Raw genomic sequence first — 12,335 nt, 5'->3', positions numbered from 1 at the left:
GACGTGACATTGACTGCTGAGGCAGGTTATGTGGCTCCGCGCAATGACACTGAGGCTGCTTTGGTTGATATCTGGTCTGAAGTGCTGGGGTTTAAAAATGATGTCATTGGTGTCCACGATAATTTTTTTGAACTCGGTGGAAACTCACTGTTGGCAGTGAATCTGATGTCGAAGATCAATCATGAATTCAGTTTTTCATTCCCGCTGTCAATCTTATTCAAAGCATCCAACATTGCTCAGCTATCTCAAATGATCGGTAACAAAATTGATTTCACCTTCGATGTGTTGGTGCCATTGCAAGAAAAAGGTACCAAAACCCCGATTTTTGGGGTGCCGGGAATTGGTGGCAGCATATTGTCATTACAGCCCTTAAGCAGTGCTTTGGGGGTTGATCAACCTTTCTATGGGCTACAAACAGTTGGCTTGGATGGTAAAGAACCCATCCTTGAGAGCATCGAAGCGATTGCAGCATTGAATGTTGAAAAAGTATTGAGTGTGCAAAAAACAGGTGATTTCAGGTTGATTGGTCACTCTTTTGGAGGTGTGGTGGCCTTTGAAATGGCGCGCATTTTAACCCGGCAAGGTAAAAAGGTGTCATCATTGGTTTTGATCGATTCGTTTGCCCCGCAGGTTATTCAACAAAACCCCAAGTCCAACGACACAGAATTGCTTTGTGAGTTGTGTTCAGTGGTTGCTGATCTGTTTGATGTGGGTTTGGCGCTGGACCCCCGGCAATTGGCAACAATTGATTGGTCCGATCAGGTGAAAACCATATTGGAGCAGATGAAAACCCACAACCTTGAAATGGACAAAGGTCAATTTGAAATTTTGTTCAATATTTATCGGGTCAATCAAGACAGTTACCATACCTACCACCCCGCATCTAAACTGAAAAAAACAGATTTGCACTTATTCACCGCTGTGAATGCAAACCTCGACATTGGTGAAGATTATGGCTGGAATGAATTGGTTGAGAAACCGGTGAGTATACACCCGGTTGTTGGCGATCATTTTTCAATGATGGAAAGAGAAAATGTCAAAGAGATAGCGAAAAAACTCTATCACATTGACAAATAAATCAGCTGGGTTTAAGCCCATCGACAGCCTGGTGTCGATGTGTTTTTCATCGCTGTTTCCCAAGTAAACCAATTAAATAACCAATGACTGACTGAATTTGCTGAAAACTGATATGACAACAAAAAACAAGATCGGATCTGTTCTGAAACTCGCCGTGCCCATCGCCATTGGCCTGGCTTCGGGTTATTTAATGGTTTTTGTTGATTTATTCATGGTCGGCAAACTTGGCAACGATGCCTTGGCTGCCCTTGGCATCGCGGGCTTCACCCATGCCATGATGTTGTCTCTGGTGGCAGGAGTCACTCCTGCGGTTCAGGGGATCGTGGCTCGTTGGATGGGAGAGGGAAATTCACAGCCCAAATGTCTGCCGCTGAATGGCGGGTTGTTGATTGCCCTGATCATTGGCATACCACTGTCCATTATATGTCACTATTTTACACCGGCTTATTTTGCCTTCGTTTCATCTGATCCAGTGGTTGTGGCTGAAGGCAGTGCTTACCTGCGGGCATTGATATTGGCCACTTTGGCCATTGGCTTCATGCGCGCATTCATTGGTTTTTGGGCGGGTATGTCACGTGCCAAGGTTATTATGGTTATCGAAATTCTGATGAATGTGGTCAACGCTGTTTTGAATTATATGTTGATATTTGGTCATTGGGGAGCACCGGCCATGGGTACAGAAGGTGCGGGGATCGCTTCGGCCATTGCCTATGTCTTTGCCACAACACTGTTTTTCATCATGACATTTTTGATGATGAAAGCTGAGGGGTTTTTAACCATTTTACCTGGCAAAAAGCTCCTAATAGCCTTGTTTAACAGGGGGATACCAGCGATTTTTCAGGAGTTGTTTTTTGCTGCGGGATTCGTTGTGCTGTTCATGATCATCAGCATGATTGGCTCAGAGGAGGTGGCAGCAGCCACGGTACTGACCAGAATAACCATCATCATGTTGTTGTTTGCCATGGCATTGGGTATGGCATCTTCAACCCTGGTGTCAAACGCATTGGGAAAAGGGGAAGTGGATTTGGCCAATCATTGGGGTTGGTTGACCGGTGTCATTGGGATTTTCACCATCACTTTGTTTGGGTTACCCATGTTAATCTTTCCAGAAACTGTACTTTCCATATTTATGCCCGCTGGCAAGGCTTTGGAGATTGCTGTGGTACCTTTGCAGCTGATTGCCATGACTAATGGTGTCGTGAGTTTGGTCTATATTTTTTCCATCACACTGTTCAGTATCGGTCATGGCACCGCTGTGCTGCTGGTTTCTTTTGTGTTGCAGTGGTTGATTTTTATTCCAGCTGCCTGGTTTGTTGGCCCACACTTAAAAATGGGATTGTTGGGCGTGTGGGTGGCGTATACCGTTTACACACTTTTGGCCACACTATTCATATCCATGATTTGGCGAATCGGTAAGTGGAAAACTGCTCATGCTGTTTAACTCATGTGACATGAGAGCCCTGGTAATTCAAGTGATCGGTTTATTTGATGTGCCGGGTACAGCCAAGGAACTTTGGATGACCAAAGTTGACTGCCTGCCATAAGATCAAGACATGCGTTTTGTTGTTGAGGGTGGGTGAAAGATGGCACGGCCTGATAAACAGCTGAGGAAAGCCTAGGTGCTGTCGTCATGGTGGTATCCAGCCCGGACAGCATCCAACGAAAGGACATCACACCGGCTGCGGATGCCCTTGTGAGGTGTCCGCAACGGTCAGCGGCTGTCCCAGTATTTTTGCATTTCAAAAAACAGAAATGACGCCGACCAGGTGATCAGCACCAGCCCGGTGAGTGATTCAATGCCGGTCAGAAAGCGGATGTCGCCGATGGGTTCAATGTCACCAAATCCCAGGGTGGTGAAGGAGGTAAAGGAAAAGTACACACAATCCAGCAGGCTGCCATCAAAATTGCCAGTCAGCTGACCGAACAGGCCTGACTTGTTTTTCAGGTAAAATGCCATGGCGAACAGCCAGACCTCAATGGCGTGTGCCACCAGCGCGCCAAATACTCCAACCACGATCCGTTGCCTCGGTTTGATGTGCAACTTGCGGATGGTTTTTGACAGAAAAAACAAAAACTCATAGTGGATGGCCACCGCCATGGATACGGTAATGATGTTGATGATGGTGGCCAGCAGTATCATGTGCTTGATTCCTCTGCGAGCAAGGCGATTAACCGCTGTTTCATCCGCTTCAGTTGACCATCTGTCCAGGCTTCATCAGGCAGCACATGACCCCAAACCACGTCAGGCCAAAGAGGATCTTGTTGATTCCTGCCGATGACATGGATGTGCAACTGTTGAACCACGTTGCCAATGGCGGCAAAATTGATTTTCTCTGCACCACATTCAGTTTTAAAGAATCCCCCTATGACGCGACTGAGCCGGGTGATTTCCAGTTGTTGCTGCTCATCCAGGTCACAGAATTCAATGTGATTGGTTTGCGGAATCAGGATGACCCAGGGCAGACTGGCATTTCGGTGCAAACGGATGTGGCATGACCCATGAATGAACAATGGATGGCTGTCAGCCAGTAACTGAGGGTCAATGTGTGCGGTGTGCCTGGACATGCCAACATTGTACACAGCCCATCAGATAATTTCATTTTAAAATGGCCCGGCTGTCAGTCTTCACTGCCCATCAGTTAAACCCTGAATAAAAGATCAAATCACCACTGCAGGCATCACCAATCCCATCAGCGTTGCTGTCTTCCTGCAGAGGATCAAAGTCGAGCGGGCAAACGTCACATGATGAGCCCACATAATCTCCATCAGGGTCATCTCCAAAACATGAGGCCTCGTATGCCCCGATATCGCAGGTGTTGAGGTTAAAATCAGGATCACTTTCCAGCGGTCGTTGCATGCCGCGCTGATCAGTCAGTAAAGGGAAGTCAACAAGTGCAGATCCAGTGTCCAGCTGAAAGGTACAGCCATTCGGGTCGCCACCGTCGGCTTCGGCGCCAACATCGTTGATGGGGTGAACCGGATGCAGTCCACCCAATAAGGTTAAAGGACCCAGCTGAGGTAAAACGGAACTGGTGTAATTGGCTTCGCCGGTCAGGTTGGTTAAGGGACAATTGCCATCATCACCAACCATCACCCAACCCAGGGATTCAATGCCTATGGTGCCACTTTGGGTGTCATCACAGTTCCGTCCAGCAGGAAAGCACAACGGCACTCCGGCAGGACAAGGCAGGTAGTTACCATGAATGATGCTGTTTTTAGCAGTCACTACGGTCAGGTCGTTGATGTATAAACCACCACCTTGTCCTACCCCGTCATCATTGAAATCTGCGGTGTTGGCGGTGATGGTGGCATTTTCCAAACGCACTGCACTTTGGGCAAAAATGCCGCCACCATCGTTAAAGGCTTTATTGCCGGACAAGGTTGAATTAACGATGTGCAGAAAAGTATTTTCACTGGTATAAACCGCGCCGCCCTGGCCAAAAGCCGGGGCAAATCCCGTTGCGGTGTTGTTGTCTATCAATGAATCTCTGATCAGTAAATCACCAGAGTCCAAAAACACAGCACCGCCCTGGTTTGATGAGGGGTTGTTGTTGTTACTGATCCGGGAATTCAATAAGTTAAGTTGACCGTTGTTGGCGATCCGGATCCCGAGTGATTGACCGTCTTTGATTTCACAGCGGTTACATGTCACCACGCCTCCGAATACATACATGCCGATGTTGTTGCCATCCGGGCCGGGTTTGATCAAGACGTCTTTGATCGTTACCTGATTAGGACTGTTTACATACAGTGCAGAAGTATAATTGCCTGATGTGGTGTTGGGTCTGAATTCCAGGTTTTCTACCGTCAAAGATTCACCGATTCTAATCATACCACCATCGGCAAACAGGCCACTTTCTACCACCGCTTTGGCTGAGCCGGTGCCGCGGATGGTCATTTCAACATAGGCATCAATGCCATTGGCATCCCAAACCGGGTAACTTTGTCCTGGCACATAGGGCACTTCCACCACATGGGGCCCACCAGGTGTTTCATTGGCGGAATCAATGGCTGCCCTGAGGGTACAGTTTCCAGAACCCAGGGTCATTTCACAAACCCCGTCAGCAGGTGCCGGGTCCCCCAAATCATCGCTGTTGTCATTGACCACAAAAGTGAGCCCCATGGCCAGTTGCGTGGTAAACAGTAAAAACATCATCAATAAGCTTTTCATCGGTATCTCCCCGTGTAGTTCAGATATACCTGATTAACCACAGACCGGAACAGTTACTGACACATATTTGGAACAATAAACGGAACCAGGCCACAAAAGGTATACCGGCCAATCCATATTGATTGAAATGAAGGGTATGCTTTGCTACCCTGATTGTAATCAGGTTGAGATGATTATCATGGATTCTGCCCAATTGACCCAATTACTGAACAATGATCAGTCTGCATTGAATGATCAACAACAACAGGACATCGCTGCGGTTTATCAGCGACTCAAGGAAATTGCCAAAATTCAACGCATCAAAATCAAAGGCTCTTCATTGAACACCACTGCATTGGTCAATGAAGCCTGGTTGAAAAGTCAGCAAAACAACAAGACCTTCAATGACCGCAATCATTTCTTTGCCTATTCGGCGTTGGCTATGCGTCATATTTTATTGAATGAAGCCAAGAAAAACCGTCTGTTAACCTTTGTTGACCAGCCAGATGAATTAAGCCAGAAAGTGATCAAAGAGTCTGATTACCTGATAGATCTGGAAAACGCCCTGACCCGGCTGAAAGCATTTAACCCCTCATTGGAACAGGTGTTTACCTTTAAATTTTTTGGTGACATGGAATTCAGTGACATTGCTGAAGTCATGGATGTCAGTGAGCGGACGGTGTTCCGCAATTGGAAAAAAGCGCGGGCCATGCTGGCTGTGGCGATGCAGTGAGCCAGGGAATGAGCGGGGACAAAGACAGCAAAGACCTTGAACAGTTGTGGCAACAGTTAGATCAGCAATTTGACCAGAATGATCAGCTTGAACCACAACAGGTGTTGGCTTCGAGGGGATTACCAGACGTGTTCACAGACGAGGGAATAGGTGGTGCTCTCGGCCAGTTGCTGAATCAGGCATTGGTTGAAGAACATGACATCTCAAAACAGGATCTGGGCAAATACAAAATCATCCGACAAATTGATTCAGGTGGCCAGAGTGATGTCTATTTGGCTCAGCGGGATGATGGCGTTTACCAACAAAAAGTGATCATTAAATTCATTTCTGCCAGGTATGATTTCAGCGAACTTAAACAGCAGTTTCTTCAGGAAATGCAATTGTTGGCAGACCTCAAGCACCCGGGTGTGGTGTCAATTCTGGACGGTGACATCACTGCCAGTGGGCAGCCCTGGCTGGTGCTTGATTACATTGAAGGCTTGCACATTGATCAGTACGTCAAACAGCATCAGTTGAGTCACCGGGATGTGGTGGATTTGTTCATCAACCTGTGTGATGTTCTGCAGTTCATTCATCAGCGCGGCGTGCTTCATAAAGACATCAAGCCAGGAAATGTGCTGATTAATGTGCACAACCAGGTGCCTTACCCGGTACTGATTGACTTTGGTATCGCCAGAGAACAACGTGCTGTCCGGTCGGGTTTGAGTTTTGGCACCCAGGGCTACAGTGCACCGGAGCAACTGGCTGGTGGTGTGCTGGATCAGCGGGCTGATCTTTACTCACTGGGTATTATGCTGGGTCAATTGTTGCTCGGCCAACAGTTGGAAAATCCTTCGGGCCGTGGTCAACTGCTTGGTCAATTGAGACAGTCCACTGTGCCCCGTGACCTGATTCAGGTCGTTAAAAACATGACGGCTGCTGACCCTCAACAACGCTATGACCAGGCGGAGGCAGTACGCAATGATTTGCACCACTGGTTGCGCGGGTTGCCCTTGAGCACCGATCAAAGCCGGGTGTTTTTCGTGTTATGGAAAGCCATTAAAAGACATCGTTTGGCGGCTTTGCTGGTGGCTTTTTCTGTGCTGTTTGGTTTGGGTTTCACCATCAAGTACACGCGTGATATCAGCGAACTACAACAGCTGACCGTGGCAGAAAAAAATGCCACCGACGAGTTGATGAATTTCATGCTTGATGACCTGTTTGATAATCTGGCTCGCATCGGGCGGATTGATGTGTTGCAGGCAGTGGCTGACAAGAGTGTGTCACACCTGTCTTCTCAGGACATACAGGCCCTTGATGCCCAGGGCATCATTCAATCGGTGAAAGCCTACATCAATGCGGGCAGGGTATATGATCAGCTGGACAAATCCGAACGGGCTCAACACATGTATCAGCAGGCTGCCGAGCGCCTGCAACTGATTGCTGATGATCAATCAGTCCGTCATCAGTATTGGCAGCTTGCCAGCCAATTGGGGGTTCAGCACAGTCAGGTTTTGGCGGCAGCCGGACAACAAGAGGAAACCCAAACGGTGCTTGACCGGGCCATCAGAGCGGCCGGTGAATTGCTGCAGATTGACCCGGCCGCAGATCAGCGTTACCTGTGGGAAGCCCACCTGGAGTATGGCTACCTGATGATGGAATATGGGAATGCCGATGCAGCCCGGAAACACATTGATGATGCGATTGGCATCAGCCGGAAACAATTGGCTGAAGGTCTCGAACAGGCTGACTGGCAATACCGTTATTCACACTCATTGCAAGCCAGATCCTGGTATGAAATGGATTATGGGGTGTTGCAAACCGGTATCTCCGATCTTGAACTGGCCAGTGCATTGGCCAAACAAAGCATCGATCAGGACCGCACTGATTTGAAAAAACAAAACAACCTGCGGATTTTATTTAATCAACTGGCGTTCTTTTACCTGGAAGATGAACAGTTGAAAGCCGCTGAACAAGTGATTAAGCAGGCCATTGAACTGGGAGAAGAGCTTCAATTGAAGGCCCCTTTCAACCAGGAATACAGCAGAGAACAGGCATATTCATACAGTACCGCAGGCGAAATCTACCAACAACTCAATCAACCTGTACAAGCGCTGGAGTTGTTGACCCGTTCAATGAACATGTCAGCCACTAACCTGAACAACGACCCCCATAATTTTTCTGCAGCCAATGACCTGGCGATCGATTATTTGTTGGTGGGTGGATTACACCTCGAGCTTGGGCAAATTGAACAGGCGAATGAATTGTTTTTCCGGGCAGAACAGTTGATAAGACCAATTCATGAGCAGGAACCCAACAACAAGTATTACCTGCACACCCTGGTGGTTGCTTTGCTGGAAAACAGTAAACCGGATGAGGCCAGACCCCTGCTGGTTCAACTGCAGGATGCCGGGATGATTGATTCCACCATCAAAGACACCGTTAAAAGACACCAGTTAACCGATTGGATCGATGGCTAAATGCCTCAATTAATTGTGTTTGGATGAATGATTAATTGTCCAATCGATTAACGGCGTCTGTTTGGTTTGGTCAGGACTCAGTCCCAACAATCATTGTCTGGTTTTCTTTTACCCATTGAATCAAGTGAAAAAAGCGGACAGTCGGTGTCCTTGGTTTGTGTTCCGTGGGGTTTTGCCTGCACAGTGTAAGAGGTGTTGGTTGACTCCATGGATATGCTGTATGCCCGTTCATTGGTATCATCAGGCGTGGGAAATATTTCATCCAGCTGTAACTCATCTGCGGTGGCATAACGATTTTTGTTCGCATAATAACGTTCCTGCAGGTGAGAAACCTGCAACAAGTTGTTCATTGCTTCAGTGCGTTTCGACTTCATCACATAGTCGCGGTAATTAGGGATCGCATAAGCAGCCAGTAAAGCCACTATTCCAATGGCGACCAATAATTCGATCAGGGTAAAGCCAGAGTTATTCATGTGTTTATTCATTTTATTTGACCTTGATTAGTACTCAACACGATTCCAACTTCTTCTGCGCCATGTAAAGTCCGGAATGGTCACTGAGATGCTGGAGCAATCTTCTTCACCTGAACAGTCACCACCTGGATCATCGGTACTGATGATCAGAATCTCACCGCCACCACCGGCATAACCGATTGGCGTGATACCAAAGACCTGGTCTTCAATGTAAACGCCATCTGCATTGCCATCATTGAGCAGCGAACCGGCATAAGGTTGCCCACCTGTTCGGTTGTCAGCCGCCATGACCCAACTGGCACCACCGGTGGCGCAACCGCTACCAGCTCTGGGTAAGTAGGTTGAGTAAACCAGAATGTGGGCACTGGCCCTGGTGGCCATTTTAGACACCACCCGCTCCCCATCACCAGGCAGTTCTACCCGCCACCCCAGGTGGTTACTTTTACTGACCGGTGTGTTGGTCAGGGTTCTGATGTTATCTTCAGAGGTGATGACCTGTTCTATCACGCGTTCATTCATCAGGCTGATCGGGTATGTAGATGAAGCGGCACCCTGATCAAATATGCCGGCAACAAACTGTTTTTGTTCCAGCTGTTCGGTGCGGTCGTTAACTTCTATGAATTTTCCGGTACCCAGATGAACCATGATGTCGGTTGGTGAGTTGGAGAAGTTTTGATATTGGGTCAACCGCAAAGGTGTGGTGATGGGTGTTTCATATGGATTCACCGTGTCAATCATTTTTTCAAAAGGAAAGCCTGGATCAGTCAGATCAATGCGATATACATCACCGCGTAAATCTCCCACGAACACTGCATCGCCAGTGATGTCATAGGGTACGTCTGATACTACTGCGCCGGCCATGCCATTGGAGCGGTCAAAGTTGCCTTCTCCAGTACGGAATTTTTTCAAAACACCGCCGGTTTCCATATCCACCATAAACAGCACAGAGTCACCTGAACCTGCCCGCCCATCTCTGACCACACTGTTGTATCCATTGGGTAGCAAGGCCACCCATTTATCATTATTCAGTCGAGTGATGAACGGCTCGGAATAGCTGTATCCCATGTCACCATCATTGAATTCAGTGAACTCCCACAACACCCGGGGAGCGGTGGGGTTGGTGATATCAAGGGCATAGTATCCCTGGCCACCCAGTCTGAGGCCGCCAATGGCAACAGTTTTCCAGTTGCCATTGATGAACACATCCCTGACCACCGGGGTTAAGTCAACAAAGTTTTGATGTTCGTAGTCTGGACTGGCCAGTTTATGGAGGTTTTTGAATGCCAAGCTGGGGATGTATGCCCACATTTCTTTTCCGGTGTTGGCATCAAAAGCATGCAGCATGCCGTCGTTGGCTCCAACCAGTAACAGGTTGCGACGCTCAGCATATTGTACCTTGAAGTCCTTATATGGCTTGTCGCTGGCTACGATGTTTGAATCACGTGGAAAGGCATCATCTGAATAACTTTCACTGGGTCCCCGCACCACCTTGGCTGACGAGTGTATCACATCACCCAGAATCACCCGACGATTACGAAATACGCCACCATTTTTTTCTTCCTGAGATTGATCGCCACGCAGGTAATTAACCAGTTGAATCAAGGTGGCTTCACCGTTTTGAATCAGTGGAGATTGAGACAGCTGAAGCAATTGATTAGGTGACAAAGATGCCGCATTGAAGGGATTGGCCTGACCATTGGTTTGATCATAGGCAAAGATTTTTCTTTGGTCAAAGGTCTGGGTTTGCTGAACCACGGCGCCACCAAATGTGCCACATGGGCCGCCCGTCAATAAACACGCAGCGTCCCACAGAACATCACCGATTGAACCATCGCTGTTCAGTGACTGAGCCACCACAGAACCGCTCCAGTCAGTGGCATCAAAGCTGGTGCGGTATAAAGTGGTGTTCTCGGTGATGATGTTGGAAGAGATACTGGACACACTGCTGGAACCACTGCGCCTGGTTTTAAGTTTTTCGATCAAAGCCAGAAAAGCCTCAGTCAGTTCATTGGGGTTTTTGACACTGAAAAACTCACCACGGCTGTTCAATGCGCCGTGCCACATATCATCAATTTCTTCATCAGAATCATTGCCGCCCAAGTTTGGCCAGTCTCCATTGGTTCTCAGGTCCCGGTAGTCTTCTGGAAAATCCAGGGTGCCCTGAACACCGAGGCCAATCACAAAATTAACCATGTGTTGCCAGTCGGCCGGGTCATTTCCGGGGTTCCAGTAGAGTGCTTCATTGTCCCAGGGGTCTTGCCCAACACCCAGAGGAATTTCATCTCCGGCGGCATTGGTCAGATCGCCCAGGTAGCGGGGAACACCATTGGCAATGTTGCTTTTCAGGTCCTGTGCCCAATAGTTGAAAGCCACATCCGCAAAACTTTCGGAGCTTGATGCTTCTTTGTAAATGACTGCCTCACCTGCCGGGTTATAAGTCGTGCCATCTGGTAAAGTGGTGCCCCTTTCATCGCTCAATACCAGTGCACTGCTGTTACCCTGACCGTTTTGATAGCTGTTGGTCAGTAACACATGAAAGTTTTGTTGACACTCCAGCAATTCTCCAACCCCGTCTTCGCGGTAAGGCTGGTCTGTTTTGAACAGTTCACCTGCCCGGTACATGGCCGGCACCAATGAGTCGCCACCACCGGCTTTGAGATTTAGCAACCAGTCCCAGAAGGCTTCCCGGTGGGCTCCCCTCATGGGCATCATGGGTATTTCAAACCCGTCATTGTTCTTGAAACTTTGCCAGGCAATTTTAAAATCCTCATCCAACACTCCAAAAGCGCGTGAAGCCGAAGATTTGATTAGCATGTTGCGGGTGTGGTAGTAAGAATACCAGTTGGCAAAGTTGGTTTCCTGATTGGGAGGGATCTCTACTTTGACAAAATTACGGTTGTCATTGACGTCATTGGGAAAATCTGTACCAATGTATTTGTTATAAAAGGCCCTGACACCAGTCACGTTGTTGCCACCATAAGTGGTTTGCTGGCCGTTCTGGGCATTGTAATTGGTCACTACTTTGAAATCCCGGGACAAGTCAACCCGGGCGCTGACGTTGGTCCCGCCACGCAGTTCAAACCCATCAACCCAGGCTGCATTGAAATTGGAATCAGGGTAGGGCGTTCCATCTGAAAACAAAGGCGGATAATAAATCACTTCAGGGTTGTAATAGTTGATGTTAACCGCTGGAGAAGCAATGGCGTCTTTGCCATTGGGTAATCTGCCATCATAGCCTTCCACATAGAACAGGTAGGTTTTCTGGGTTTTTGGTGAGTTGTCAAAGGACAAAGCGATCGCCGGCGGTACCGAGTCCTGAAGATAAAGCGGCACATCTGTCAGGTTCAACGGCTCGGCTGAACTGTTAGTCATGCCTGCCAGGGTAACCGCCCCGGCAGTGATGAGCATTTTTGAAATTCTTTGTGTCGTTTTCATGATGTTGA

At 48.1% G+C, this 12,335-nt stretch carries 9 protein-coding genes; 4 read left to right on the top strand and 5 right to left on the bottom strand.

Annotation, left to right across the window (positions count from 1 at the left end):
• Both B0475_RS11640 and B0475_RS11635 read left to right on the top strand, forming a co-directional pair.
• Nucleotides 1-1,077: thioesterase domain-containing protein (locus tag B0475_RS11640; protein ID WP_232781875.1), on the top strand; the 1,077-nt coding region annotated here is incomplete at its 5' end.
• A 112-nt stretch (nt 1,078-1,189) separates the two neighbouring features.
• Complete coding sequence (locus tag B0475_RS11635) at nt 1,190-2,518, top strand: MATE family efflux transporter (RefSeq protein ID WP_077412025.1); 1,329 nt, start codon at nt 1,190-1,192, stop codon at nt 2,516-2,518.
• Nucleotides 2,519-2,788: 270 nt separating this feature from the next.
• Here the strand turns inward: B0475_RS11635 and B0475_RS11630 are convergent, their stop codons facing one another.
• The 3 genes from B0475_RS11630 to B0475_RS11620 all read right to left on the bottom strand — a co-directional run bounded on the left by B0475_RS11630 (nt 2,789) and on the right by B0475_RS11620 (nt 5,248).
• Nucleotides 2,789-3,217, bottom strand: a complete 429-nt coding sequence (locus tag B0475_RS11630) for a potassium channel family protein (protein WP_077412024.1) — start codon at nt 3,215-3,217, stop codon at nt 2,789-2,791.
• Nucleotides 3,214-3,642, bottom strand: coding sequence for an HIT family protein (locus tag B0475_RS11625; RefSeq protein ID WP_077412023.1), 429 nt, complete (start codon nt 3,640-3,642; stop codon nt 3,214-3,216). Before B0475_RS11625 ends, B0475_RS11630 begins: the two co-directional genes overlap by 4 nt.
• Before the next feature lie 70 nt (nt 3,643-3,712).
• Nucleotides 3,713-5,248, bottom strand: coding sequence for a right-handed parallel beta-helix repeat-containing protein (locus B0475_RS11620; protein ID WP_077412022.1), 1,536 nt, complete (start codon nt 5,246-5,248; stop codon nt 3,713-3,715).
• Between the two features lie 178 nt (nt 5,249-5,426).
• Between B0475_RS11620 and B0475_RS11615 the strand changes: the two genes are divergently transcribed.
• A complete protein-coding gene (locus tag B0475_RS11615) occupies nt 5,427-5,960 on the top strand; it encodes an ECF-type sigma factor (RefSeq protein WP_157892890.1) in 534 nt (177 codons plus the stop codon).
• An 8-nt stretch (nt 5,961-5,968) separates the two neighbouring features.
• Entirely contained in the window at nt 5,969-8,419 is a 2,451-nt protein-coding gene (locus tag B0475_RS11610) for a serine/threonine-protein kinase (protein ID WP_077412020.1), read from the top strand.
• Nucleotides 8,420-8,496: 77 nt separating this feature from the next.
• Here B0475_RS11610 and B0475_RS11605 read toward each other — a convergent pair whose 3' ends face one another.
• Together B0475_RS11605 and B0475_RS11600 are read right to left on the bottom strand one after the other, a co-directional pair.
• Nucleotides 8,497-8,892, bottom strand: coding sequence for a type IV pilin protein (locus B0475_RS11605; RefSeq protein WP_198538220.1), 396 nt, complete (start codon nt 8,890-8,892; stop codon nt 8,497-8,499).
• Nucleotides 8,893-8,919: 27 nt separating this feature from the next.
• A complete protein-coding gene (locus tag B0475_RS11600; RefSeq protein WP_077412019.1) occupies nt 8,920-12,327 on the bottom strand; it encodes a pilus assembly protein in 3,408 nt (1,135 codons plus the stop codon).
• Nucleotides 12,328-12,335 lie beyond the last annotated feature (8 nt).

The sequence above is a fragment of the Marinicella sediminis genome, assembly GCF_002000055.1.
Lineage (GTDB): Bacteria > Pseudomonadota > Gammaproteobacteria > Xanthomonadales > Marinicellaceae > Marinicella > Marinicella sediminis.
This window is presented reverse-complemented; position numbering and strand designations above follow the sequence as displayed.